This is a genomic window from Streptomyces sp. N35 (genome assembly GCF_016464295.1).
Classification (GTDB): Bacteria; Actinomycetota; Actinomycetes; order Streptomycetales; family Streptomycetaceae; genus Streptomyces.
Genome location: NZ_JAEIMH010000007.1, coordinates 77,342 through 104,142, shown reverse-complemented (window position 1 = coordinate 104,142; position 26,801 = coordinate 77,342). Strand labels below are relative to the sequence as shown.

Annotated in this window: 16 protein-coding genes and 2 pseudogenes; 11 read left to right on the top strand and 7 right to left on the bottom strand. The window is 71.1% G+C overall.

Annotated features, from left to right (window positions below):
- The 3 genes and pseudogenes from JAO81_RS06215 to JAO81_RS06205 form a co-directional block, all read left to right on the top strand.
- Positions 1-1,458, top strand: a pseudogene (locus JAO81_RS06215) (export associated protein); the annotation flags it as partial.
- A gap of 304 nt (positions 1,459-1,762) precedes the next feature.
- The gene (locus JAO81_RS06210) at positions 1,763-2,782 is read left to right on the top strand and encodes a TerC/Alx family metal homeostasis membrane protein (protein ID WP_199546740.1); all 1,020 of its coding nucleotides are present in this window, start codon (positions 1,763-1,765) and stop codon (positions 2,780-2,782) included.
- Positions 2,783-2,925: 143 nt separating this feature from the next.
- Positions 2,926-3,804, top strand: a pseudogene (locus JAO81_RS06205) (siderophore-interacting protein).
- Positions 3,805-4,068: 264 nt separating this feature from the next.
- Here the strand turns inward: JAO81_RS06205 and JAO81_RS42255 are convergent.
- The 5 genes from JAO81_RS42255 to JAO81_RS06180 all read right to left on the bottom strand — a co-directional run bounded on the left by JAO81_RS42255 (position 4,069) and on the right by JAO81_RS06180 (position 11,478).
- Positions 4,069-7,542 (bottom strand): BTAD domain-containing putative transcriptional regulator, encoded by a 3,474-nt coding sequence (locus JAO81_RS42255; RefSeq protein WP_307813176.1) that lies wholly within the window; start codon positions 7,540-7,542, stop codon positions 4,069-4,071.
- A 94-nt stretch (positions 7,543-7,636) separates the two neighbouring features.
- Positions 7,637-8,902, bottom strand: coding sequence for an MFS transporter (locus tag JAO81_RS06195; protein ID WP_199546804.1), 1,266 nt, complete (start codon positions 8,900-8,902; stop codon positions 7,637-7,639).
- Positions 8,903-9,025: 123 nt separating this feature from the next.
- The gene (locus JAO81_RS06190; protein WP_199546739.1) at positions 9,026-9,763 is read right to left on the bottom strand and encodes a D-Ala-D-Ala carboxypeptidase family metallohydrolase; all 738 of its coding nucleotides are present in this window, start codon (positions 9,761-9,763) and stop codon (positions 9,026-9,028) included.
- Positions 9,764-10,053: 290 nt separating this feature from the next.
- Positions 10,054-10,710, bottom strand: a complete 657-nt coding sequence (locus JAO81_RS06185; RefSeq protein ID WP_199546738.1) for an MBL fold metallo-hydrolase — start codon at positions 10,708-10,710, stop codon at positions 10,054-10,056.
- 81 nt (positions 10,711-10,791) lie between these two features.
- Entirely contained in the window at positions 10,792-11,478 is a 687-nt protein-coding gene (locus tag JAO81_RS06180; RefSeq protein WP_199546803.1) for a maleylpyruvate isomerase family mycothiol-dependent enzyme, read from the bottom strand.
- Positions 11,479-11,709: 231 nt separating this feature from the next.
- Between JAO81_RS06180 and uvrA the strand changes: the two genes are divergently transcribed.
- Together uvrA and JAO81_RS06170 are read left to right on the top strand one after the other, a co-directional pair.
- Positions 11,710-14,778, top strand: a complete 3,069-nt coding sequence (uvrA, locus tag JAO81_RS06175; protein WP_199546737.1) for an excinuclease ABC subunit UvrA — start codon at positions 11,710-11,712, stop codon at positions 14,776-14,778.
- 55 nt (positions 14,779-14,833) lie between these two features.
- A complete protein-coding gene (locus tag JAO81_RS06170) occupies positions 14,834-16,576 on the top strand; it encodes an alpha/beta-hydrolase family protein (protein WP_199546736.1) in 1,743 nt (580 codons plus the stop codon).
- Positions 16,577-16,608: 32 nt separating this feature from the next.
- Here JAO81_RS06170 and JAO81_RS06165 read toward each other — a convergent pair whose 3' ends face one another.
- A complete protein-coding gene (locus JAO81_RS06165) occupies positions 16,609-17,037 on the bottom strand; it encodes a Rieske (2Fe-2S) protein (RefSeq protein ID WP_165336149.1) in 429 nt (142 codons plus the stop codon).
- Positions 17,038-17,190: 153 nt separating this feature from the next.
- Entirely contained in the window at positions 17,191-17,547 is a 357-nt protein-coding gene (locus tag JAO81_RS06160) for a LytTR family DNA-binding domain-containing protein (protein WP_199546735.1), read from the bottom strand.
- A 291-nt stretch (positions 17,548-17,838) separates the two neighbouring features.
- On the opposite strand from JAO81_RS06160, the gene JAO81_RS06155 reads away from it, so the two are divergent.
- From JAO81_RS06155 to whiA, 6 genes are all read left to right on the top strand, one after another.
- A complete protein-coding gene (locus JAO81_RS06155) occupies positions 17,839-20,598 on the top strand; it encodes a PAS domain S-box protein (protein WP_307813173.1) in 2,760 nt (919 codons plus the stop codon).
- 426 nt (positions 20,599-21,024) lie between these two features.
- Entirely contained in the window at positions 21,025-21,708 is a 684-nt protein-coding gene (locus JAO81_RS06150; protein ID WP_233414968.1) for a response regulator transcription factor, read from the top strand.
- 123 nt (positions 21,709-21,831) lie between these two features.
- Entirely contained in the window at positions 21,832-23,784 is a 1,953-nt protein-coding gene (gene uvrC / locus JAO81_RS06145; protein ID WP_199546733.1) for an excinuclease ABC subunit UvrC, read from the top strand.
- A 30-nt stretch (positions 23,785-23,814) separates the two neighbouring features.
- A complete protein-coding gene (gene rapZ, locus JAO81_RS06140) occupies positions 23,815-24,756 on the top strand; it encodes an RNase adapter RapZ (RefSeq protein ID WP_199546732.1) in 942 nt (313 codons plus the stop codon).
- Positions 24,753-25,778 carry a uridine diphosphate-N-acetylglucosamine-binding protein YvcK gene (yvcK, locus tag JAO81_RS06135; protein WP_199546731.1) on the top strand — a complete coding sequence of 342 codons (1,026 nt, stop codon included), beginning with the start codon at positions 24,753-24,755 and terminating at the stop codon, positions 25,776-25,778. The genes rapZ and yvcK overlap by 4 nt, the downstream gene beginning before the upstream one ends.
- Positions 25,769-26,758, top strand: coding sequence for a DNA-binding protein WhiA (gene whiA / locus JAO81_RS06130; RefSeq protein ID WP_165333565.1), 990 nt, complete (start codon positions 25,769-25,771; stop codon positions 26,756-26,758). The genes yvcK and whiA overlap by 10 nt, the downstream gene beginning before the upstream one ends.
- Positions 26,759-26,801: the final 43 nt, after the last annotated feature.

Sequence of the window (26,801 nt, the reverse complement as noted above, 5' to 3'; positions counted from 1 at the left end):
GGGGCGGGGGCCGCCCCCGCGGGGCGAGGGGCGGGGGGCACCGGGGCCGGCCGACCCGGGCCCGCCGCCGGTTCGGCGGGGGAGCACAGCGGGGCGACGGCCGGTGAGCACGGCGCCGCCGCTCCTCAGCCGCCCACCACCGGCGGACCCGCCCCCGCGCAGTCACCCGCCACGGGTGGACCCGCACAGACGCCCACCGCAGGCGGATCCGCCCAGACGCCCAACTCCGACGGCGTCAACTACGCGCACCCCAGCCGCCGCCCGGCAGCGGCCGCACCCCCGTCCCCGCCGCCGACGGCGCCGCCCGCCCAGCCGGGGCAGCCCGCGCAGCCCGTGGCCGGGGACGCGACCGGCTGGTCGATGGAGGAGCGGCTCTACAACCAGGTCTGGGGCATGTTCGAGGATCTGGCCCGCACCACGGCCGCGTATCGCAGCGCCGTGGACTTCGCGGAGTCCCGGATGGAGCAGGAGCTGGACAAGGTCCTGTCCGATCCGCGCAGCCGGATCGGCGGTACGGGCGATGCCGCACGGGAGGCCGCCCGCGCCAAGCAGGCCAAGCTCGTCGACCAGGCCCGTGAGGTGCTCGACCGGGATCTCGCCCAGCTCAAGGCCGAGGCCGAGGTGGTCGAGCCGGCCCTGCCGCCCGCCTTCGCCGCCTGGGACAACCCGGTGTGGCATGCGTACCGCGTACCGATGGAGGTCCCCATGGCACTGCGCCTGGGCGATCTGCATCTGCCGGAGAGCGCCGACGTACGGATTCCGCTCCTGATGCGGCTGCCCATGGAGCGCGGTCTGTGGATCGACAGCGGCCGGACCTCGTCCGGAAGCGTCACCTTCCACGACAGCGCCGAGCTGCACCGGCTCGCCCTGGACACGGCGGTCGCGCACGCGGCCAGGCTGCTCGCGGTCTACCCGGCCGGAGACTTCTCCGTACACGTCATCGACGCGGGCGGCGGTGCGGCCGGCTCGCTCGCCCCGCTGCTGCAGGCAGGAGTGCTCGCGCATCCGCCGGGTCACGGGGCCCCCGGCGTCACCGAGGTCCTCGCCCGTCTGACCAAGCGCGTCGAGCTGGTGCAGATGGCGATCCGCGGCGGAGCCACGGACGCCCTGCCGCCGGACCTCGACACCGGTGAGCAGCTGCTCATAGTCAACGATTTCCCGCACGGCTTCGACGACCGCGCCGTGACCCAGCTGCGCTATCTCGCGGACGAGGGCCCGGCCGTCGGCGTCCATCTGATGCTGGTGGCCGACCGTGAGGACGCCTCCGCGTACGGACCGATCCTCGATCCGCTGTGGCGCTCCCTGCTGCGCCTGACCCCGGTGCCCGACGACCACCTCGCCGATCCCTGGATCGGCCACGCCTGGACGTATCAGCCCGCCCTCGTACCGCCCGGCAGCACGGTGCTGCAGCAGGTGCTCGCGCAGGTGGCGCAGGCGCGGCGCGAGTGGGGCCGCTGACAGCTGCCGCACCGCCGTCGAAGGGCTCCCCGCTTTGGGGAGCCCTTTGCCATTGCTTCCTCTGTTTGATGCCTTTGACCTGCGGACTTGGGGTGCGCTTTACCCCGACCTTTACCTTCTCTTGGGTTTCCCTGTAGTGTTCTGCGTGCGGAGGGGAGTACTCCCGACTGCGACGATTCCGTCAGTACGAACCCACAGGGGTTCCGGGACGTCGGCCCGACCGAGAGGTGAAAGTTCTCGGGTGGAAGAGACCTCCGGCAGCGACGACGCTGGATTTGTGCCGTTACGTACTGCCGGAGGCGCAGTGGATGTTTCCATGACCCTATGGGTCCTCACGATCGTGGGCCTCAGTGCCCTTATCGCCGTCGACTTCTTCATCGGGCGCAAGCCTCATGACGTGTCGATCAAGGAAGCCGGAATCTGGACGGTCGTCTGGATCGTGCTGGCCGCGCTGTTCGGTGTCGGCCTGCTGATCTGGGGCAACAGCCAGGCGGCGGGCGAGTTCTTCGCGGGCTACATCACCGAGAAGTCGCTCAGCGTCGACAATCTCTTCGTCTTCATCCTGATCATGGCGAAGTTCTCGGTGCCGTCCCATCTGCAGCAGCGCGTTCTGCTCGTCGGTGTGCTGGTCGCCCTGGTCCTGCGTGCGATCTTCATCGCCGCCGGTGCCGCGATCATCGCCAGCTTCTCCTGGGTCTTCTACATCTTCGGTGCGTTCCTGATCTACACCGCCTGGAAGCTCATCCAGGAGGCGCGGGCCGACGAGGAGGAAGACGACTGGGAGGAGAACAAGATCCTCAAGTCGATCGAGAAGAAGTTCGGCGTCGCGGACAAGTACCACGGCACCAAGCTCTTCGTGGTCCAGCACGGCAAGAAGGTCATGACGCCGCTGCTCGTCGTCATGCTGGCGATCGGCATGACCGACATCCTCTTCGCGATGGACTCGATCCCGGCGATCTTCGGCCTGACCCAGGACCCGTACATCGTCTTCACGGCGAACGCATTCGCCCTGATGGGGCTGCGCCAGCTGTACTTCCTCATCGGCGGCCTGCTCAAGAAGCTGGTCCACCTCTCGTACGGTCTGTCGATCATCCTCGGCTTCATCGGCGTCAAGCTGGTGCTGCACGCACTGCACGAGAGCGGACTGCACGTCCCGGAGATCTCGATCCCGGTCTCCCTGGGCGTCATCTGCGCCGTGCTGATCGTCACGACGATCACCAGCCTGATCGCCTCGAAGAAGATCGCCGCGGCCGAGGCGGAGGCCGAGGCCGAGGCCGAGAAGGCGACCACGGAGCCCGACAAGAAGGCCGACATCGAGGCCTGACCGAGCTCCGCCGGCTCCCCTGGGCAGCCCGTCCGCACTCCGGTGCGGGCGGGCTGCCGCGTTTCCGGCCTGCCCGTGTTTCCGGCCTCTCGTATAGCGGTTTTGTCGACGGTCTGTAGGCGCCTGCCGGGAGTCTCGTTCTCATGACGTACGACATGACGCTCCCGATCCGTTCACTCCGGGTCGCCGAGGTGCGGCGGCCCACGCCACGCCTCGCGCGGGTCACCTTCGGCGGCGAGGACCTGGCCGGGCTCCGGCTCACCGGACCCGACCAGCAGGTCAAGCTCTATTTCCCCAGGCCGGGACAGGACGCGCCCGTACTGCCCGCGGCCGAGGGCGATTTCATGAGCTGGTACGGAGCGTTCAGCGCGCTGCCCGAAGAGGTGCGCCCATGGATGCGCAGCTACACGATCCGCCGGCACGATCCCGAGCGCCGCACGGTCACCGTCGACTTCGTCCTGCACGGGGACGGTTCCGAAGGGCCCGCCACCGCGTGGGCGCGGCAGGCCGAGCCGGGGCAGCGGCTCGCGATGTTCGGACCGTCGGCGCAGTTCGCCAAGCCCGTGCCCCTGGGCGCCACGGACTGGATGCTGCTCGCCGGGGACGAGACGGCGCTGCCCGCCCTCGCCACGGTGCTCGAGGAGCTGCCGCAGGGGGCACGGGCGGTGGCGTACGTCGAGGTGGCGGACAGCCGGGACCGGCAGGAGATCACGACGCGGGGCGACGTGACGGTGCACTGGCTGGAGCGGGACGGGGCCGGTGCGGCGGCTCCCGGTGAGGTGCTGGTCGAGACCGTGCGGGCGGCCGCGTTCCCGGAGGGTTCGGTGTACGCGTGACTGGGCGGCGAGGCGGGCGCCGTCCGGTCGCTGCGCCGCCACCTCGTGGACGACCGCGGGGTCGACAGGAAGTGCGTCCACTTCTCCGGCTATTGGCGGCTCCGGCTGACCCAGGACGACGCGCCCACGGAGGCGGATCTCGCGGACGCGCGGGAGCTGCTGGCTCAGGCGGAAGCGGGGGAGTAGCGGGCACTGGCCGGGGTGGGCGGTCCCCCGTCACGCTCCGGTCGGGCCGGGCAATCCCGTGCCATGCCCCGACCGGGCGGTCCCAGTCCCGCGTCACGTCCGACGGGGCGGTCCCAGTCCCGCGTCACGCCCCGACGGGGCAGTCCCGCGTCACGCCCGACCGGGCGAGGCTGAGCGCAAGTCGGCCCTACGGCGGGGGCTGAGCGCAACCCCGCCGTACGGCCGGGCGTGAGCGCAACCCCGGCCGCACCGCGCGTCGCCGCCTCACACCAGCCCCGCCGCCTCCTCCACCGACAGCTCCCCGCCCTGCGCGTACGCACGCTCATACGCCGCCGGGGCGAGCACGGACCGCAGCTCCGTCTCCGCGTGCCGCCGCATCGCCGCCTGGTCCGGGAACGGGCGGAAGCCCATCCCGCCGCTCAGCGCCTGACGGTCGTACGTGCCGAGCAGTCGCGCACCGTCCTCGCCCTCGCCGAGCCGTGCCTTCGCCCAGGCGGCGGCGAGGAACTGGTCCACGACCAGCTGCGGCGCCACCAGATACGCCACGCTCGCCATCCCCCGTACCGCTTCCCGCAGATGGCCCTGCGCCGAGGCGTACCGTCCTTCGAGGCAGTCGAGCCAGCCGCGCACCCCGGCGACCGTGCCATGGAAGAGCAGCGGCATGCCCGGCGGCAGCGCACGTTCGACCTCCGCGAGCTGGTCGCGCGCCTCGGCCAGGCGGCCCGTGCTGCCGTAGTGACGGGCGAGCAGCAGCCGGGCCGTGCCGAGCGGCTCGTCCCCGTGGCGCGCCGACTCCTCGACGGCTTCGAGCAGCATCCGCTCGGCGGCGGCCCGCGCGCCCGGGTCCTCGGTCGTGCGCAGCCGCACATCCGCCAACCGTGCCTTGAACACCGGCACTTGACGGTGTGCTCCCGCCCTCGTCGCCCCGTCGACGGCCCGCGCGAAATCCTCCATGGCCCGCTCGAACATCCCGCGCCGCAGGTACGCCTCACCGCGCGCGGACAGCGACTCGGCGATGCCCCAGGGGTCCCCCGTCCGCTCGAAGTGGCGCAGCGCCCGGTCCGCGTCCCGTGTGGCCTGCTCCAAAGTGGCCGGCCGGTCATGCACGAACTTCGCCCGCATGAGCAGCGTGTAGCCCAGTTCCCAGTGGTGGCCCTCGCGCCACTCTCGTCCGAGCTCCCAGCAGTCGCGGACCACGGTGTCCATGGTCTCCTCGAGCCCGGAGAAGTCCCCGGTCATCATGCGCGCGAAGTACCACATCGAGCCGGGCTGCCGGCAGACCTGCGGCAGTCCGCTGCGGTACGCGGCCACGATCCGGCGCAGGTACGCCAGTTGGCCGGGGGAGTAGGGCGCGGGCCCTGTCCCCCTGCCGCCTTCCGCCTCCCCGCCGGCTTCCGTCCACGCCTCCCCGCCGGCCTCCGCTCCCGTTTCCCCGCCGAGCTCCGCCCGCGCCTGCCCGCCGGCCTCCGCCCCCGCCTCCTCGCCAGCCCCCACCCCCGCCTCATCCCCCGTCGACGCACCCTGCACGAGAAGCCGCGCTCCCCGTCGCGCCTCCCACACCTGCTCCTCGTCCCACGGCGGCGCACTGTCCGTGCACCGCTCGACCAGGGGTACGGCAGGACGCACCGGTGCGGCGAACGGATCGGGACCGAGCGCCGCCACGGCCGCCGACCAGGTGGTGACGTCGGCCTGATGTCCGCGCAGCTGCCAGAACCAGCTCATCGCATGGACCAGGCACAGCCCGTCCTGCTCGGCACCGGACGCAACCGCCGTACGCAGCGCGGCTCTTGCGTTGTCGTGCTCCAGCTCGAACCGCTGCAGCCATGCGACCTGCCGCGGCCCCCGCAGCTCGGCCTCCCCGGAGCGCATCAGCTCGCGGTAGGCCACGAGATGCCGTCGCTCGTACGCCGCTCGCTCACCCGACTCGTCGAGCCGCGCGGCCGCGTACTCGGCGACGGTCTCCAGGAGCCGGTAGCGCATCCCGAAGGGGCCGCCCGGGTCCGCCACGACCAGCGACTTGTCGACCAGTGCACCCAGCGCCTCAAGGGTGGTGTCCCGACCGCACACCTCCTGTGCCTGCTCCAGCGCGCAGCCGCCCGCGAACACGGCGAGCCGGCGCAGCACGGCCCGCTCGTCCTCGTCGAGCAGCTCCCAGGACCAGTCCACGACGGCCCGCAGCGTCTGCTGACGCGGCAGCAGGGTGCGCCCGCCGCCGGTGAGCAGCCGGAAGCGGTCGTCGAGACGGTCCGCGAGCTGGCGCGGAGTGAGCAGGCGCAGCCGGGCGGCGGCCAGTTCGAGGGCGAGCGGCAGACCGTCGAGCCGGGTGCAGACCTCCGCACACGCCTCGGTGTCGTCCTCCGTACGGAAGCCGGGACGCACCGCCGCGCCCCGCTCGGCGAACAGGCGCAGCGCCACATCCTGGGGGAGGGGATCCACGGGACGGATGGCTTCGCCCGGCACGCCCAGTGGCTCACGGCTCGTGGCGAGGACGGTCACCCCCGGGCAGCGGGTGAGGACCGACTCGGCCAACTGGGCCGCGGCGCCGATGACATGTTCGCAATTGTCAAGGATCAGGAGCATCCGCCGTCGGCCGCAGCGCTCCACCAGGCGGGCCGACGGATCCTGGGAAGCGGGCCCCAGTTCCTCCGCCGCGCCCGGGCCGCGCAGCGCCGTCTCGCGTGCGCCGAGCGCCGTGAGCACCGCTTCCACCACCGCCGATCCCTCCCGTACGGGAGCGAGTTCGGCCATCCAGACGCCGTCCGGCCACACCTCCTTCTCCGCTTCGGCCGCTTCCTGGGCAAGGCGAGTTTTGCCCACACCGCCGGGACCGAGCAGTGTGACAAGACGTTGCTTCCCCAACTCCTCGGCGAGGTCGGAAAGTTCCCGATCGCGACCGACGAAGGAGGTCAGCCGGGCGCGGATATTGCCGGCCGCGGGACGTGGTATGCCGGGGGAGTGGCGCTCGGGGTCCGGTCGGACTCCGGCGTCGGCTTCCGGTCCTGCCGCCCCCAGCAACTCCCCGTACACCTCCCGGAGTTCCTCCCCGGGATCGGTCCCCAACCGCTCCGCCAGCATCCTGCGCACCTCTTCGTACGCGGCCAGGGCCTCCGCCCGCCGGCCGGCGTCCCGCAGCGCCCGCAGCCGCAGCGCCTGCAGGGGTTCGTCGAGCGGTTCCTGCGCGGTCAGCGCCGTGAGTTCGTCCAGCGCACCGGCCGCCCGGCCGAGCGCCACCTCGGCCGCGAGCCGCGCCCGCCGCGCGTGTGCGTACTGCCGCTCGGCCCGTACGACAGCGGGATCCGTGTCCCGCCCCGGCAGATCGAGCAGCACGCCACCGGACCACAGCCCCAGAGCGTCCTCCAACAGCCCGGCCGCGCGCGCGGCATCGCCCGCACCCAGGGCGTCGGCACCCTCACGGGCCAGCCGCTGAAACCGGAACAGATCGATGTCCTCGGGCTGCGCCGCCAGCCGGTACCCGCCGGGCCCGGTCGCCACCGCATCCGGCCCGAGCGCCTTGCGCAGTCGCCCCACCAGCGCCTGCAGCGCCTTCACCTCGTCGGCCGGCGGCTCCTCGTCCGCGGCCCAGATCTGTGCGGCCAGCTGCCCGACCGGCACGCTGCGCCCGGCCGCCAGGGCGAGCGCGGCGACGAGCGCGCGGATCCGGGCCCCGCCGAGCGGCACCTCGGTGCCGTCCTCGCGCAGGACCCGGGTGGTGCCGAGCAGGCGGTAGCGATAGGTCACCCGGCCATTGTCCAGCGTGCGCGTCCCTGGCCAGGTGTTCCGCGGGCGAATCCCTGGTCAGGCGGTGGCCAGGCGTTCCGCGGGCGAGCCCTGCTCAGGCGGTGGCCGCATCGGTGGCGGTGGCGGGCCGCGTTTCCGGCAGCATGGCGAAGCAACCCAGGCTGACCAGCGCGATCACGGTCAGATACGCGGCCACACCCCAGGGCGGCCCGTCCCCGCGCCCCGCCACGGCGGTCGCCACGATCGGCGTGAGCGCCCCGCCGAGGACACCGCCCAGGTTGTAGCCCACGGCGGCCCCCGTACAGCGCACCCTCGGCTCGTAAAGCTCCGGCAGATAGGCGGCCAGCACCGAGAACATGGCGATGAACGCGAGCAGCGCCACCAGGAACCCGCAGAACATCAGCACGGGTTCACCGGTGCTGAGCAGCCCGATCAGCGGAAACATCCACAGGGCCGCGGCCCCGGCCCCGTACAGACACAGCGGCCGCCGCCCGTACCGGTCGCCGAGCATCGCCGCGAACGGGGTCGTGGCCCCCTTGATCGCGACCGCGGCCATGATGCACGTCAGCATGACGGTGCGGGCCACCCCCAACTGCTCGGTCCCATAGGAGAGCGCCCAGGTCGAGACCGTATAGAAGATGGCGTATCCGATGGCCATGGAACCGGCGGTCAGCAGCACCAACCGCCAATGGTCACGCACCACTTCGAACAGTGGCACCCGCGCCCGCTCCTGTACGCCGAGGAACTCCGGCGTCTCCGTGACGGCGTGCCGCAGCCAGAGGCCGGCCAGCGCGAGCACCCCTGCCGCCCAGAACGGCACCCGCCAGCCCCATGCCGCGAACTGGGCGTCGCTGAGTCCGGCGGCCAGCGCGAGCATCACACCGTTGGCGAGCAGGAAGCCCACCGAGGGCCCGATCTGCGGAAAGCTCGCCCACAGCCCGCGCTTGGCGGCGGGGGCGTGCTCGGCGGTGAGCAGCACCGCACCGCCCCACTCCCCGCCGAGCCCGAGGCCCTGCAGAAAGCGCAGGAGAAGCAGCAGCAAGGGGGCGAACACCCCGATCGCGTCATACGTGGGGACGCAGCCCACGGCGACCGTCGCGCCGCCCGTCAGGAGCAGCGAACCGATCAGGACGGGCCGCCGTCCGCGCCGGTCCCCGATGTGCCCGAAGAGCACCGAGCCGAGCGGGCGGGCGAGGAAACCGATGCCGAAGGTGCCGAAGGCGGCGAGCGTTCCGGCGAGCGGGGAGAAGGTCGGGAAGAACAGCGGGCCGAGTACCAGGGCGGCCGCGGTGCCGTAGATGAAGAAGTCGTAGAACTCGATCGCCGTGCCGGCCAGCGAGGCGGCGGCGAGCCGGGTCATGGAGGGGCGTGCGGGAGCGGGTCCGCTCGGCGGTGCGTCGTGCATGACGCGTCAACTGGCCAGGTGGCGGGGCGGTTACGCAGGTGCGCGGCTCCCGTACGGGGGCCGCGCACCTGGCGCCCGTCAGATGCCGCAGCTGGGCGCAGACCAGAAGCGGCCGGACCGGTGGTCGACGTGGGTGTGGTCGTTGTGGCCCGGGTATCCGGGGCCCAGAATCCCGTTGAAGCCGTGGTTGCGGGCCTGCTGCGCCAGCTTGCACAGCGAGTGCGGGCCCGCGCCCAGGTCGGCCGCGTCACCGTAGAGATGGCGGCTGCCGGAGGCCCCGCCGACGGCGTCGTTGCAGGCGTGGGACCGGAAGCCGCTGGTGACGCGGATCGGGGAGTCGCCGAGCGCGTGCCGCAGCGCCTCCAGCTTCCACATGGTCCGCAGCGCGTTGGATTTCGCCGTGGACGCGCTCACCGCGCCCCCTGACCAGGTGGAGTTGCAGGTGTTCAACTCGGCGTAGGTGAAGTGGACCGGCGTGCAGTCGTCGTCCTGCAGCGCGTAGATCTTGCTGAATGTGGCCGGTCCTGCGACGCCGTCGGCCGCGAGGCCGTAGGCCGACTGGAAGCGTTTGACGGCGGCCGTGGTCGCGGGTCCGTAGGCGCCGTCGATGGCGAGGACGCCACCCGAGCCCGGGTAGCCGGCCACGCGGATCTGCAGCTGGGTGACATCGGCGCCCGAAGCGCCCTGCGACAGGGTGCGGGACCAGGTGTAGCAGCCGTCGGCCTGGGCGGGCCCTGCCGTGGCGAGCACGCCACCGAGCGAGGCTGCTATGAGCATGACAATCGACAACAGAAGACGTAAGGCACGTCTGGACATCGGGCCCTCCAGAGGGGGATGGGGAGACCGTTACGGGGGAGCGCGCGCACGCCGAGCCTGACGGGACGGTCGACGCGCGTCAACGGCAGGGTCCAACTGTCATTTGTCCGCCCAATGTCGACCGGGTCGCGGTCCGGGCAAGGCGGTGGGGCGCACCAGTGGCCGAGCCCCGTCGTGCATCCGCCAAACCGACCCTGACCTGCGCAAACGGTCAATTGTCAGTGGCGGATGCCACGATCGGACGCATGGACATCTGTGACGACGGCCGGGCACCCCTCGCGGGGCCGGTCTCACCAGCCGCGGCGGCGCCACTCGGGCAGCTGCGGGCGCTCGGCGCCCAGGGTGGTGTCGTCGCCGTGTCCGGGGTAGACCCAGGTCTCGTCCGGCAGCGCGCCGAAGATCTTGGTCTCGACGTCGTCGATCAGACGGGCGAAGGCCTCCGGGTCCTTCCAGGTGTTGCCCACGCCGCCCGGGAAGAGGCAGTCGCCGGTGAACACATGGGGGTGACCGTGCGCGTCGTCGTAGATCAGCGCGATCGAGCCGGGCGTATGGCCGACGAGGTGGCGGGCGGTCAGCTCGACCCGGCCCACGCGGATCGTGTCGCCGTCCTCCACGAGCACATCGGTCGGCACGGGGATGCCCTCGGCGTCGTAGGCGCCCGCGTACGTGCGCGCACCGGTGGCGTCCACGACCTCGCGCAGCGCCTGCCAGTGGTCGCCGTGCCGGTGGGTCGTGACGAGCGAGGCGATGCCGTCGCCGCCGATGAGCTTGAGCAGGGTGTCGGCCTCGTCGGCCGCGTCGATCAGGAGCTGCTCGCCGGTGGCCCGGCAGCGCAGCAGATAAGCGTTGTTGTTCATGGAGCCGACCGCGACCTTGGAGATCATCAGGTCCGCCAGCTCATGCACGTCCGCAGGCCCGCCGACTGTCACCGCTCCGCTGTACGTCATGGGCTCAGCGTACCGAGCGGGCCCGGCGGTCCACAGGGGCCGCCGGGCGTCCACCCGGTGCGAGAGCTCCGCGGCAGCGGGCTACAGCGCGGGCAGTACGGGCAGCAGACCGGAGTCGCAGTCCAGGCCGGAGCCCTGACGTCGGCCGGACAGCCAGCCCAGCAGGGCCGGCGCCGGCCCTATCACCGAGACCTGGTCGCCGTCCGGCCCGCCGGTGGTCCACTGCCGGCCGTCGTTCGCGGTGACGGCGATTCGGGGGACCGCGATGTTGCCCGCGAAGCGGTCCGCGAGAAAGGCGATCTCGCGGTCGGTGAACTCCTCGGGCAGATCCTCGAGTTCGTAGCCGATGCCGAGGTCGACATGGTGCAGCTCCACCTCGACGAGGCGGCGGAAGGGGATCCGCGCGGCCTGGTCCATGACGCCGTTGCGCAGCTCCACGGTGCGCGCCCAGTCCGCGGGCTGCGCGGCCTGGGCGATGAAGCGCGCCGCGCTGTCGCGTACGTCGTCGAGCTGGACGTCCAGGGGGCGCGGGGCATCGCGCGAGATATCGGAGTCGCGGGCTTCGGCGCTCAGATACATCGGGCGGCCGGCCAGGACGTTCACCAGGGCGTCGGCATTGCGGGCGACATGCGCCAGCACATGACCACGGGACCACCCCGGAAGGCGTGACGGACCGGCGACCGAGGCGTTGTCCAGCTTGGCCGCCGCGGCCAGCAGCCGGTCGGTCGCTTCCCGTACCAGAAGCAGGTCATGGGCATGATCGATCACTGAGGGCATGGGCCCGACGATAGTCCCGCCACTCCTTCGGGTGAAGGTGGTGGACCACGACCGCAAATCGAATGTGCGTGCTATAGGCTCGACCGAGGCATCCTTGACAGTCGGGCCGCTCAATGCCATCCCGCTGTCTCAGCCGTTAGCAGTCCATCGCTGAGGCGGCCCTCGTACTCTGAGAAACGGGGCCCCGCCCCCGCTCTCCCATCAAGAAAGGTGCGGACCGGCGTGGCCGACCGTCTCATCGTCCGTGGCGCGCGCGAGCACAACCTGAAGAACGTGTCGCTCGACCTCCCGCGTGACTCCCTCATCGTGTTCACCGGCCTGTCCGGCTCGGGCAAGTCCTCGCTCGCCTTCGACACGATCTTCGCCGAGGGGCAGCGCCGCTATGTCGAGTCGCTGTCGTCGTACGCCCGGCAGTTCCTCGGCCAGATGGACAAGCCCGATGTGGACTTCATCGAGGGCCTGTCCCCTGCGGTCTCCATCGACCAGAAGTCGACCTCGCGCAATCCGCGCTCGACGGTCGGCACCATCACCGAGGTCTACGACTATCTGCGCCTGCTCTTCGCGCGCATCGGCAAGCCGCACTGCCCCGAGTGCGGCCGGCCCATCACGAGGCAGTCGCCGCAGGCCATCGTGGACAAGGTGCTCGAACTGCCCGAGGGCAGCCGTTTCCAGGTCCTGTCGCCGCTCGTGCGCGAGCGCAAGGGCGAGTTCGTGGACCTCTTCGCCGATCTGCAGACGAAGGGCTACAGCAGGGCGCGGGTGGACGGCGCCACCATCCAGCTCTCCGAGCCGCCGACGCTCAAGAAGCAGGAGAAGCACACCATCGAGGTGGTCGTCGACCGCCTCACGGTGAAGGACTCCGCCAAGCGCCGTCTCACCGACTCCGTCGAGACCGCGCTCGGTCTGTCCGGCGGCATGGTCGTGCTCGACTTCGTCGACCTGCCCGAGGACGACCCCGAGCGCGAGCGGATGTACTCGGAGCACCTCTACTGCACCTACGACGACCTGTCGTTCGAGGAGCTCGAGCCCCGCTCCTTCTCGTTCAACTCACCGTTCGGCGCCTGCCCCGACTGCACCGGCATCGGTACGCGGATGGAGGTGGACCCCGAGCTGATCGTGCCCGACGAGGACAAGTCGCTCGACGAGGGCGCCATCCACCCGTGGTCGCACGGCCACACCAAGGAGTACTTCGGCCGCCTCACCACCGCGCTCGCCGACGCCCTGAGCTTCAGCACGGACATGCCGTTCGCCGCGCTGCCGCAGCGCGCCAAGAAGGCGCTCCTGCACGGGCACAAGACGCAGATCGAGGTGCGCTACCGCAATCGCTACGGACGCGAGCGGGTCTACACCACCCCGTTCGAGGGCGCGGTGCCCTTCGTCAAGCGGCGGCACTCCGAGGCCGAGAGCGACGCGAGCCGTGAGCGCTTCGAGGGCTATATGCGCGAGGTGCCCTGCCCGACCTGTCAGGGCACACGTCTCAAGCCGATCGTGCTCGCGGTCACCGTGATGGAGAAGTCCATCGCCGAGGTCTCCGCGATGTCGATCTCCGACTGCGCGGACTTCCTGGGCAAGCTGAAGCTGAACGCACGGGACAAGAAGATCGCCGAGCGGGTCCTCAAGGAGGTCAACGAGCGGCTGCGCTTCCTCGTCGACGTCGGCCTCGACTACCTCTCGCTCAACCGCGCCGCCGGCACCCTGTCCGGCGGCGAGGCCCAGCGCATCCGCCTCGCCACGCAGATCGGTTCCGGTCTGGTCGGTGTGCTCTACGTCCTGGACGAGCCGTCCATCGGCCTGCACCAGCGCGACAACCACCGGCTGATCGAGACGCTGGTACGCCTGCGCGACATGGGCAACACGCTGATCGTCGTGGAGCACGACGAGGACACCATCAAGGTGGCCGACTGGGTGGTCGACATCGGTCCCGGCGCCGGTGAGCACGGCGGCAAGGTCGTGCACAGCGGACCGCTGGCGGAACTGCTCACGACAGCCGAGTCGATCACCGGCCAGTATCTGTCGGGCAAGAGGGCCATCCCCGTGCCGGACATCCGCCGACCCGTCGACCCGGGGCGGCAGTTGGTGGTGCACGGCGCCCGTGAGAACAATCTGCAGGACATCGACGTCGCCTTCCCGCTCGGCGTGCTCACCGCGGTCACCGGTGTCTCGGGCTCCGGTAAGTCGACGCTGGTCAACGACATCCTGTACACGCACCTCGCGCGCGAACTGAACGGTGCGCGTTCGGTCCCCGGCCGGCACACCCGGGTCGAGGGCGACGACCTCGTCGACAAGGTCGTGCACGTCGACCAGTCGCCCATCGGGCGTACCCCGCGGTCCAACCCGGCCACGTACACCGGAGTCTTCGACAACGTCCGCAAGCTCTTCGCGGAGACCACCGAGGCGAAGGTCCGCGGCTATCTGCCCGGGCGCTTCTCGTTCAACGTCAAGGGCGGCCGCTGCGAGAACTGCTCGGGCGACGGCACCATCAAGATCGAGATGAACTTCCTGCCGGATGTGTACGTCCCGTGCGAGGTCTGCCACGGTGCGCGCTACAACCGCGAGACCCTGGAAGTGCACTACAAGGGCAAGTCCATCGCCGAGGTCTTGGACATGCCGATCGAGGAGGCGCTCGACTTCTTCGAAGCCGTGCCCACGATCGCCCGCCACCTCAGGACGCTCAACGAAGTCGGTCTGGGATACGTCCGGTTGGGGCAGTCGGCGCCCACGCTCTCCGGCGGCGAGGCGCAGCGCGTGAAGCTCGCCTCCGAACTGCAGAAGCGGTCCACGGGCCGCACGGTGTACGTGCTCGACGAGCCGACCACCGGTCTGCACTTCGAGGACATCAGCAAGCTGATCACGGTGCTCTCGGGCCTGGTCGACAAGGGCAACACGGTCATCGTCATCGAGCACAACCTCGATGTCATCAAGACCGCGGACTGGCTGGTCGACATGGGTCCCGAAGGCGGCTCCGGCGGCGGCCTCGTGATCGCCGAGGGCACTCCGGAGCAGGTGGCCGGGGTGGCGGCCAGTCACACGGGCAAGTTCCTGCGCGACATCCTCGAGGCCGACCGGATCAGCGACGGCGGGGTGCCGGCCGCGCGTAAGCCGGCGCGTAAGGCCCCGGCGAAGAAGACCGTCGCGGCGACCAAGGCTCCGGCGAAGAAAGCTGTGACCGCCAAGGCGCAGGCGGGGACGGCCAAGAAGGCGGCGCCCGCGAAGAAGTCCGCGCCCGCGAAGAAGGCCGCCGCCAAGAAGGCCGCGCCCGCGAAGAAGGCGACGCGGGCACGCGAGAGCTGAGCGGGAGCCGGGTGGTGGGGCGGGGGTGTCCCGCCCCACCACCTACAGTTGCCCCATGCGCAATACGGGGCAAAGGGTAAGAAAACTGGGCAGGCAATTCCTCGCGCAGCCCTACTGGGAGCGGCCCGCCGAGACCTATCTCGTGCGCCGCTGGCCCGACCTCTTCGCCACCTGCGTGGCGACCGTCTTCTTCTGGCTCTCGCTCACCCCCTCCCTGGTGCCCCGCCCCTGGCTGCTGCAAGGCGTCATCGGCGGGATCACCGCCGCCATCGGATACGCCGTGGGGAGCCTGCTCAGCTCGCTGTTCCGCTGGGTCGTGAAGCGCCGGCCCAGCCAGCGGTTCCGGGCACGGTGCTGGCTCGGGTACTGGGTGCTCAGCCCGATCCTCTCCGGATTGCTGATCTCCGAAAGCGCCCAGATGCAGCGGCAGTTGAGGCAGCTGCAGGGCCTGCCGCCGTCGCTCACCTGGCATACCCCGATGATCGGCCTGATCGCGGTCGTCCTCTGGCTGCTCCTCCTCCTGCTCGCGCGCACCGTGCGGCTCGGCTCCAGCAAGTTCATCCACTGGCTCGGCCGAGCGCTGCCCCGGCCGGTCGCCATCGGTACCGGGCTGCTCGTGAGCGGTGTCGTGGTGTCCACGGCCCTGCAGGACGTCGTGTTCGAGCGAGGCGTCATCGACGTAGCCGACCGCATCGCCAAGGCCACCAACAACGGGACCAAGGAAGGGATCCACCAGCCCACGTCGCGCTTCGTCTCCGGTGGGCCCGGTTCGGCCATGGAATGGGACGACCTCGGGTTCCAAGGGCGGAACTTCACCGGCTCGGTGCTCAGCGGCCGGCAGATCTCACAGTTCACCAAGGAGCCGGCGCAGGAGCCGGTGCGGGTCTACATCAGTTCCTCGGCGCCCGAAGCGTTCGACGACGAAGAGCCCTTCCGGGCGCAGGCCGAGCTCGCCGTCCGTGAGCTCAGGCGCACCGGGGGCTTCGAGCGGGAGATCCTGACGATCGCGGGCACCACCGGCTCCGGGTGGATCGACGCCAACACCGTCGAGAGCCTGGAGTACATGTACGGCGGGAACACCGCGACCGTCGCCGTGCAGTACTCGTACCTGCCGAGCTGGGTGTCGTTCCTCGTCGACAAGGAGAAGGCGGGCAAGGCCACCCGTGCCCTGGTCGACGCGGTCCGCACCGAGCTGGACAAGCTGCCCCCCGAGCGCCGCCCCAAGCTCGCCGTGACCGGCGAGAGCCTTGGCGCGTACGCCATCGAGGACTCGTACGCAACGGTCGACAAGCTCCTCGGCGAGACCGACGGCGCCTTGCTGCTCGGGGTCCCCAACTTCTCGCCGATCGCCCACGAGCTGCGGGAACGCAGGGACGAGGGCAGCCCCGTATGGCGTCCGGAGTTCGAGGACGGTCGCAATGTGCGCTTCGCCCAGTTCCCGGTCGAGGATCTGAAGCGGCCAGGGGCGCAGTGGGGGAACCCGCGCGCCGTCGTTCTGCAGAACGCGTCCGACGCGATCGTCTGGTGGTCACCGGACCTGCTGCTCGAACGCCCGCAGTGGCTGGACCAGCCGCTGGGCCCGGACATCACGCCGGAGATCAACTGGTTCCCGTTCGTGAACTTCTGGCAGACCACGGTCGACATGGCCGTCTCGTACGGAGTGCAGGCGCCGCACGGCCACCGCTACGGCACCGGATCCGTCGACGGCTGGGCCTCCGTTCTGCCGCCCGAGGGCTGGACCCCGAAGGACACCGACCGGCTGCGCGCCCACCTGGACGCCCGCCCGACACCGTACTGACGTTGCCGACGGCGCCGACGCCGCAGGGAGGGTTACGCCTTCGGGCCGGCGATCAGCTTGCCGTTCTCGACCCGGACCGGGACCTTCGGCAGCGGCACGGAGGCCGGGCCCTCGATCGCGGCACCGTTGACGACGTTGAAGCGGCTGCCGTGGCAGGGGCAGTTGGCCTCGTCGCCCTCGATCTTGTCGAGGACGCAGCCGGCGTGGGTGCACTGGGCGCTCAGCGCGGAGTACTTCCCGTCCTGGGAGCAGGCCACGAGCAGCCGCTGCTCACGGAAGAGCTTCGCGCTGCCCGCCGGTACGGCGGAGGCGTCACCCAGGTCGACCGGAGCGGTCGGCGTGGGATTCTCGGCGTGGCCGAGGTCCGACTCCGTGGAGCAGGCCGCGGCGCCGAGCCCGGCCGTTCCTGCGAGGGCGGCGCCCTTGAGGACGGTACGACGGGCGGCGGCCTTGCCGGGCATGGAGTCTCCACAGCTCAGGGGGTACGGCTGACCTGGTCGACGATACCGCCACAGATCACCCGGCCCCGCGCCGCCCACCGCCTGCCTGCCCACCACCCGCCCGGGGCCGCACCGCCACGGCCGCCCACGGACGCGTCGTCTGCCGTGCGGCCCTCAAGCGCCCGCGCTCACCAGCGCCCCGACGGCCTCCGCCGAAAGCCGCGACTTCGACAGGAATCCGAGTACGGGACTCTCCGCGACGAGCTCCTCGAAGTCCTCCTGGTCATGGGTCGAGATCATGATCAGATGGGGCACGATCCCGGAGAGCCGCTCGGCCACCTCGAACCCGCTCTCACCGGCGAGATCGATATCGAGCAGCGCGACGTCGGGCCGCAACTCCCTGGCGTATACGAGCGCATCGTTGCTCGATCCGGCGAGTGCGACCACGCTCGCCCCGCCCCGCTCGAGCAGCACCTTCGCGGCCTCGAGGAAGCGGGCGTTGTCGTCCACGAGGAGACAGCGCATCGCCATACGTCCAGCCTGCCAATGCCGTGGCCCGGACGCTTTCCTGCTAGCCGGAAACCTTGTCGGCGCCGCGCCAACTACCTTGATCGTACGCAGGGTTGGTGTCGGTCCCCGGCGCTAGCATGAGACCTGCCGGAAGCGCCCGCCATCGGCCGGCGGCGCGCGGAAGGCCGAGTGGCCCGGGGGTGCGCCATGGGAGTGCGCAAGCGGTGGGTGCGGACGGGAAGACCCCGGAAGCCCGCGCCGAGCGGCGGCACAGGGGCGACACGGCCCACCTCGCTCCTGGCCCGCCTCCGCGTGGGGACCAAGCTGCTCCTCCTCGCTCTCCTCCCCGTGGGCGTCCTGCTCACCCTCACCGTCGTCTCCGCCGCCGGTCAGTGGCGGGAGGCCGCCCAGCTGCGGGACTTCGACCGGTCGACCCGGGTGTCGTTCGCCGCGGGAGCGCTCGCCGACGCCCTCGCCCAGGAGCGCCTGGCCACCATGCTCGACGCGCTCCGCCCAGGTCCGCAGGTCGAAGCGCGGCTCGCCGACGCCCGCCGTACCGCTTCCGCCGCACTCGCGGAGGCCGGACGCAGAGCGGACGAGGAAGGCCGCTTCGAGGAGCGGGTGGCGGCGATCGAGACGGGCCTGGCCGAGGTGCGCCGAGGCCACGACACCAGGGCCGTCACCGTCGACCATGTGGCGGGCGGCTTCGGCGCCGTGATCCTCGATGTGGTGGAGCTGGTGGCGGCCGTCGAGTCCCATGAGCCGAGCGCGTTCTCCCGTTCGGTGGCCGATGCCCATCTGTCGATGATCCAGGCCACCGAGGCCGCCGGCGCCGAGCGCTCCGAGCTGGTCATCCTGTTCGCCGCGCCGCCGGGCACCCCTTCGCCCACGGCGAGCCGCTGGCCGGCCCTGGAGGAAGCACGCCTCGACACCTTCCGGCGGACGGCCTCCGGGCTCCTCAAGTCCCGTCTGGAAGAGGTCCTTTCGCGCCCCGAGTCGGCTTTCGTACGGGAAGTGCGCGATCAGCTCGCCGCAGGAGGTTCCTGGCGGTACCCCACCGTGGATCGCTGGGTCGAAGCCTCCTCGACCAGGATGGACGCCTTGCGTTCGGTCACCCGCGCCGCGGAGGAGGAGCTGCGGGCCTCCGCCGCCGACGGGGTGAGCGCCGCCGAGATCAGGGCATGGCGCGACCTCGCCCTGTTCCTCCTCCTGCTCGCCGTGGTCACGGCCTTCGCCCTGGCGCTGCGCCGCTCGATCGGCCGCCCGCTCGCCGAAGTGGCCGACGGAGCCCAGGCGTTGGCGGCGGGCGACTTCTCGTACGGCATCCGCCACCACGGCCACGACGAGATCGGCACCGTCGCGGAGAGCTTCCGCGAGCTGCGCGGCACCGTCGAGCGGCTGACCGCCGAGGTGCGGGCCATGACGCAGGCCGTCGACGGCGACCGGCTCGACCACCGCGCCGAACCGGCCCAGTTCGAAGGGGCGTGGGCGCAGCTCCTCGAGGGTCTGAACGGCACGATGGCCTCCATCGCCCAACTGCACGGCCGCCGCAAGGAGGCCGAGCGCGAGGTGGAGAACCTGTTCACGCTCTCCGCTGACCTGCTGTGCATCGCCGACCTCAAAGGCTACTTCCGCCGGATCAACCCCGCGTTCGAGGAGGTGCTCGGCCATCCTCCCGAGGTGCTGCTCGGCCGGCCGTTCATGGAGCTCGTGCACGAGGAGGACCGTGCGCGCACGCGCGCGGCGCTGGCCCGGCTGGGGGACGGAGAGGAGGTCTTCCGGTTCGAGAACCGCTATCTGCGCGCCGACGGCACCTTCTGCTGGCTGCAGTGGAACGCGCGGTCCATCCCCGAGAAGGGCCTGATCCACGCCGCGGCCCGCGATGTCACCGAGCGGCGCCGGGTGCAGAGCGAGCAGAACGCGCTGCGCCGTGTCGCCACCCTGGTCGCCCAAGGGGTACCGCCGGAGCGGCTGTTCGGCGAGGTCGCGCGGGAGGTCGGCCGGCTTCTGGAGACGCCGTCCGCCGCGGTCGTACGGTACGGAGCCGACGGCCGGGTCACCACCGTCGGCGACGCGGGCGCCGCCCCCCGCGCCCCGCACGAGGAGCCCGCCGTGACACAGGTGGCCGACACGGGCAAGCCGGTCCGCACGGGCGACGCGGCCGGTGTGCCGATCGTGGTGGACGGCCGCCTGTGGGGCGCCGTCATCGCGGCCGCCCCCGGCGGACAGGAGCTGCCGCCGGGCTCCGAGAAACGCCTTGCCGCGTTCACCGAGCTGATCGTCAGCGCCATCGCCAACGCCGACAGCCGTGCCCAGCTCGCCGCATCGCGCGCCCGTGTGGTCGCCGCGTCCGACGCCTCACGGCGGCGTATCGAACGCGATCTGCACGACGGCGTACAGCAGCGCCTCGTCTCGCTCCAGCTGGAACTGCGCACCGCGGAGGCCCTGGCGCCCGCAGGATCCGACGAACTCCTGGACCGCCTGGCCCACATGGGCCGGGGACTGCAGGACGCCTTCGACGAGCTGCAGCGCCTCTCGCGCGGTATCCACCCGGCCATCCTGTCCAAGGGAGGCCTCGGTCCGGCCCTGCGCGCACTGGCCCGCCGTTCGTCCGTGCCCGTCGAACTCGATCTGCGGGTCCCGCGTGCCCGGCTGCCCGAGCCGGTGGAGGTCGCCGCGTACTACGTGGTCTCCGAGGCCCTCGCCAACACCGCCAAACACGCCGACGCCAACGTCGTGACCGTCCAGGTGACCCGCGAGGGCGGGGCCGTGGAGCTGGTCATCGCCGACGACGGGGTGGGCGGCGCCGAACCGGCCCGCGGCTCCGGACTCATCGGCCTCGCGGACCGCGTGGAGGCGATCGGCGGCACGCTGCATGTCAACAGCCGTCTGGGGAACGGGACATCCCTGCTCGTACGGCTGCCGGCGCCCGCGGACGAGCCTGGATGCCGACCGCCGGGCGAAGGGCGCGAGGACGCGGGGTGCCGACCGCCCGGCGAAGGGCGCGGGGACGCGGGGTGCCGACCGCCCGGCGAACGCGAAGGGGAGCCAAGTGGGGGGCCTTGGACTTGAATACCGCGTTCGCCGTGGGGCGGTCAGCCGGACGGACCGGGACTCCGTCCAGTAGGGGAGCGCGCCGCCGCGCGCTGGATCCGCTTGGCGCGGACCACGTCGGGGTCTCTCGGATCGAGACGGTCGCCATGCGCGGTGTGGCAGTCACGGGTCGACCACCGCCGACAGCGCTCGACCCGTGACTGCCGCATGGCTTCCGCCCTCTCGACCCGTACGTACCGGGTTTCTCCCGAGGCCTTCAGCATCGCCCCGCAGGGGTCCGCTGTCGTCATGGCCAGCCCCCAACTCCCCTTCGGGGACGCCCCCATGGACCCTTACCGCCAGCACCTCCCGGCTCTTCCCGCTAGCAGGAAGAGCCCTGGTCGGGCAGCATGTGCACGGACGGCCCGGCACGGTCTCGTACGCCGCCGACGGAGGGGACTGGGCATGGGAATGTCACAGGGGTTGCAGCAGGGAATGCCGAAGGGACGTGTCGTCCTCGCCGACGACGACGTCCTGCTGCGCGAGGGGCTCGCGAGCCTGTGCGAACGCGTCGGATACGCCGTGGTCGGCCAGGCAGGAGAAGCCGAGACGCTCCTGGCCCTGGTCGCCGAGCACCGTCCCGAGCTCGCGGTCGTCGACATCCGGATGCCGCCGGAGCACTCCACTGAAGGCCTCAGAGCGGCCGCGACCATCCGCGAGAAGTTCCCCGCCACCGGCATCCTCGTCCTCTCGGCGTACGTGGAGGTCGAGGACGCACTCGCCCTGCTCGCCGGCGGCCATCGCATCGGCTATCTCCTCAAGAGCCGGATCACGGATGTGGACGAGTTCCTGGAGACCCTCGACCGGATCTCCAAGGGCGGCTCGGTCGTCGACCCGTCGCTCGTGCAGGAGCTGGTCGCCGCCCAGCGCCGCGACGATCCGCTGTCCCTGCTGAGCGGCCGCGAGCGCGAGGTGCTCGAGCTGATGGCCGAGGGCCGCTCCAACGCCGGTATCGGACGGCGCCTTTGGGTCACCGAGGGCACTGTCGAGAAGCACGTCCGCTCGATCATGAGCAAGCTGCGCCTGCCCGAGGACACCGACGACCACCGCCGCGTCCTCGCGGTCCTCACGTTCCTGGAGTCCCGCTAGGTCCGCACGGGCACCGGAGTGGAGTCCCGCTAGGTCCGCACGGCCCCGGAGTGCCGGCGGCGGCTGCTTCGGGACGACCGCCTCGGGCTCTGGCTGTCGGTGGCCGCCAGTAGGGTGGATGCCATGGCCGACCCCTCCAGCTACCGCCCCAAGCCGGGACAGATCCCCGACTCGCCAGGGGTCTACAAGTTCCGCGACGAGCACCGCCGAGTGATCTACGTCGGCAAGGCCAAATCCCTGCGCCAGCGGCTCGCCAACTACTTCCAGGACCTCGCGAGCCTGCACCCGCGCACCCGCTCGATGGTCACCACGGCCGCTTCCGTCGAGTGGACCGTCGTCGCCACCGAGGTCGAGGCGCTGCAGCTGGAGTACAGCTGGATCAAGGAGTTCGACCCCCGGTTCAACGTCAAGTACCGCGACGACAAGAGCTATCCCTATCTCGCGGTCACGCTCAACGAGGAGTACCCGCGGGTCCAGGTGATGCGCGGCGCCAAGAAAAAGGGCGTGCGCTACTTCGGTCCGTACGGGCATGCCTGGGCGATCCGCGAGACCGTCGACCTGATGCTGCGCGTCTTCCCGGTGCGCACCTGTTCGGCCGGAGTCTTCAAGAACGCCGCCCGCACCGGCCGCCCCTGCCTCCTCGGCTACATCGGCAAGTGCTCGGCCCCCTGCGTCGGCCGCGTCGACGCCGAGGACCACCGCGAACTGGCCGAGGACTTCTGCGACTTCATGGCGGGCCGCACGGGCGCGTACATCCGCAGGCTCGAGAAGGACATGCAGGACGCGGCCGAGGAGATGGAGTACGAGCGGGCCGCCCGGCTGCGCGACGACATCGAGGCACTCAAGCGCGCCATGGAGAAGAGCGCCGTCGTCCTCGCCGACGCCACCGACGCCGACCTGATCGCCCTCGCGGAGGACGAGCTCGAAGCCGCCGTGCAGATCTTCCATGTACGGGGCGGACGCGTCCGCGGACAGCGCGGCTGGGTCACCGACAAGGTCGAGGCCGTCACCAGCGCCGGCCTCGTCGAGCACGCACTGCAGCAGTTGTACGGGGAGGAGAGCGGCGACGCCGTTCCCAAGGAGGTCCTCGTGCCGGCCCTGCCCGAGGACGAGGCGGCCGTCACGCAGTGGCTCACCCAGCGCCGCGGCGCGAACGTGAGCCTGCGCATCCCGCAGCGCGGCGACAAGCGGGCCCTCATGGAGACCGTGCAGCGCAATGCCCAGCAGTCCCTCGTCCTGCACAAGACCAAGCGGGCCGCCGACCTGACCACCCGCTCCCGTGCCCTGGAGGAGATCGCCGGCGCGCTCGACCTCGACAGCGCTCCGCTGCGTATCGAGTGCTTCGACATCTCCCATCTGCAGGGCGATGACGTGGTCGCCTCGATGGTGGTCTTCGAGGACGGGCTCGCCCGCAAGAGCGAGTACCGGCGCTTCCAGATCAAGGGCTTCGAGGGACAGGACGATGTCCGCTCGATGCACGAGGTGATCCACCGTCGCTTCCGGCGCTATCTGGCCGAGAAGGAGAAGACGGGGGAGTGGGCCGAGGACGGAGAGGTCTCGGCCGAGGACGACGGGCGCCCCAAGAAATTCGCGTACCCCCCGCAGCTCGTCGTCGTCGACGGTGGTCAGCCGCAGGTCGCGGCCGCCAAGAAGGCCATGGACGAACTGGGCATCGACGATGTCGCCGTCTGCGGTCTCGCCAAGCGCCTGGAAGAGGTCTGGCTGCCGGACGACGACGATCCGGTGGTGCTGCCGCGCTCCAGCGAGGGGCTCTATCTTCTTCAGCGGGTGCGCGACGAGGCGCACCGCTTCGCGATCCAGTACCAGCGCAGCAAGCGCAACAAACGGATCAGGTCCAGCCCGCTCGATGACGTGCCGGGTCTGGGAGAGGCGCGTAAGCAAGCGCTTATCAAACACTTCGGTTCGGTGAAAAAGCTGCGATCCGCCACAATTGACCAGATCTGTGAAGTGCCCGGCATAGGGCGCAAGACCGCCGAGACCATTCTCGCGGCCTTCGCCAAGGCGGAACCTGCCGCGCCCGCGGTGAACACCGCGACCGGAGAGATCATGGAATAGACCAGCTCACGACCGACGGGGGCAGTACCGATGACCGAGCACGACGATGGAGCACAGGTGAGTACGGGCAACACGGGCACCACGATCGAAGCCGGAGAGGCCGCCGAGGCGGCTATCCCCGAGCTGGTCATCATCTCGGGCATGTCGGGCGCCGGCCGCTCCACGGCGGCCAAGTGTCTGGAGGACCTCGGCTGGTTCGTGGTCGACAACCTGCCGCCCGCCCTGATCCCCACCATGGTGGAGCTGGGCGCCCGCTCGCAGGGCAATGTCGCGCGGATCGCCGTCGTCGTCGATGTGCGCGGCCGCCGCTTCTTCGACAATCTGCGCCAGTCCCTCGCGGACCTGGAGGCCAAGAGCGTCACGCGCCGCATCGTCTTCCTCGAGTCCTCGGACGAGGCCCTGGTGCGCCGCTTCGAGTCCGTGCGCCGCCCGCACCCGCTGCAGGGCGACGGCCGGATCGTCGACGGCATCGCCGCCGAGCGCGAGCTCCTGCGCGAGCTGCGCGGCGACGCCGACCTGGTGATCGACACCTCCAGCCTCAATGTGCACGAGCTGCGCGCCAAGATGGACGCCCAGTTCGCGGGCGACGACGAGCCTGAACTGCGCGCCACGGTGATGTCGTTCGGCTACAAGTACGGCCTGCCCGTCGACGCCGACCTCGTCGTCGACTGCCGCTTCCTGCCCAACCCGCACTGGGTGCCCGAGCTGCGCCCGTTCACCGGGCTCAACGAGGAGGTGTCCGGGTTCGTCTTCAACCAGCCCGGCGCCAAGGAGTTCCTCGACCGGTACGCCGAGCTGCTCCAGCTGATCGCCACCGGCTACCGCCGCGAGGGCAAGCGCTATGTGACCATCGCGGTCGGCTGCACCGGCGGCAAGCACCGCTCCGTCGCGATGTCCGAGAAGCTGGCCGCGCGCCTGGCCGCCGAAGGCGTGGAGACGGTGGTCGTCCACCGGGACATGGGGCGTGAGTGAAGCCTCCCTCGCCACAGCACCGCCTGGGGCGTCTGAACCGCCTGGGCCGCAAGCGGGGCGCACAGCCCAAGGTCGTCGCGCTCGGCGGCGGCATGGGCCTGTCCGCCTCGCTCGCCGCCCTGCGGCGGATCACCGGTGACCTCACCGCGGTGGTCACCGTCGCCGACGACGGCGGTTCCAGCGGCCGGCTCCGCGACGAGCTCGGTGTGCTGCCGCCCGGCGATCTGCGCAAGGCCCTCGCCGCGCTCTGCGGAGACGACGACTGGGGCCAGACCTGGTCCCGGGTCATCCAGCACCGTTTCGAATCCCAGGGCGAACTGCACGACCACGCCGTCGGCAATCTCCTCATCGTCGCCCTGTGGGAACAGCTCGGCGACCATGTCCAGGCCCTCGACCTGGTCGGCAAACTGCTCGGCGCCCATGGCCGTGTGCTGCCGATGTCCGCCGTACCGCTGGAGCTCCAGGCCCTCGTCAAGGGGCACGACCCCGAGCATCCCGCCAACGTCGACCTGGTCCGCGGCCAGGCGACCGTGGCGCTCACACCGGGCGAGGTGCAGTCCGTGCACCTGGTCCCGCACGACCCGCCGGCCGTGCCCGAGGCGGTCGCCGCGGTGCTCGACGCGGACTGGGTGGTGCTCGGTCCGGGCTCGTGGTTCTCGTCCGTGATCCCGCATCTTCTGGTGCCCGAACTGCTCGACGCGCTCGTCGAGACGAAGGCCCGGAAGGTCCTTTCGCTCAACCTCGCACCGCAACCCGGTGAAACCGATGGCTTCTCACCGCAGCGTCATTTGGAGGTTTTGGCCCGACACGCCCCTAAACTCGCCCTGGACGTGGTGCTGGCCGATTTGGCCGCCGTGCCCGACCCGGACTCTCTGGCCCACGCTGCAAAGGGCCTCGGAGCCGAGGTCGAGCTGGCGCCGGTCGCGTCGCAGGAGAGTTCCGCCAAGCATGATCCGGTGCTCCTCGCAGCCGCGTACGACCGTATTTTTCGGATGCATGGAAGGATCGGCCCATGGCGATGACGGCAGCGGTGAAGGATGAGATTTCCCGGCTTCCCGTCACCCGGACCTGCTGCAGGAAGGCAGAGGTCTCGGCGATTCTTCGGTTCGCGGGCGGGCTGCACCTGGTCAGCGGCCGCATTGTGATCGAGGCGGAGCTGGACACGGCGATGGCCGCACGCCGGCTCAAGAAGGACATTCTCGAGATCTTCGGGCACAGCTCGGAGCTGATGGTGATGGCCGCGGGTGGTCTGCGGCGCGGTTCCCGTTATGTCGTACGGGTCGTCGCGGGCGGCGACCAGCTGGCCCGCCAGACCGGGCTCGTCGACGGTCGCGGCCGACCGATCCGCGGCCTCCCGCCGCAGGTGGTCTCCGGTGCGACCTGTGACGCCGAAGCCGCCTGGCGGGGCGCGTTCCTCGCGCACGGCTCGCTCACCGAGCCGGGCCGTTCCTCGTCCCTCGAAGTGACCTGCCCCGGACCGGAGGCGGCCCTCGCCCTGGTGGGCGCCGCGCGTCGGCTGTCCATCGCGGCGAAGGCCCGTGAGGTACGCGGCGTGGACCGCGTCGTCGTCCGTGACGGTGACGCGATCGGCGCTCTGCTGACCCGCCTCGGCGCGCACGAGTCGGTGCTCGCCTGGGAGGAGCGGCGCATGCGCCGCGAGGTGCGCGCGACGGCCAACCGCCTGGCCAACTTCGACGACGCCAACCTGCGCCGCTCGGCCCGTGCCGCGGTGGCGGCGGGGGCGCGGGTGCAGCGGGCCCTGGAGATCCTCCAGGACGAGGTGCCCGAGCACCTCGCGGCGGCCGGCCGCCTGCGGATGGAGCACAAGCAGGCCTCCCTCGAAGAACTGGGCGCCCTGGCCGACCCGCCGCTGACGAAGGACGCGGTCGCGGGCCGTATCCGCCGTCTCCTGGCGATGGCCGACAAGCGGGCCCAGGACCTGGGCATCCCCGGTACGGAGTCCAACCTGACCGAGGAGATGGCGGACAACATGGCGGTCTGAGCCCGTACGCGTCGAAGGGGTGTGAGGGCATCGGCCCTCACAC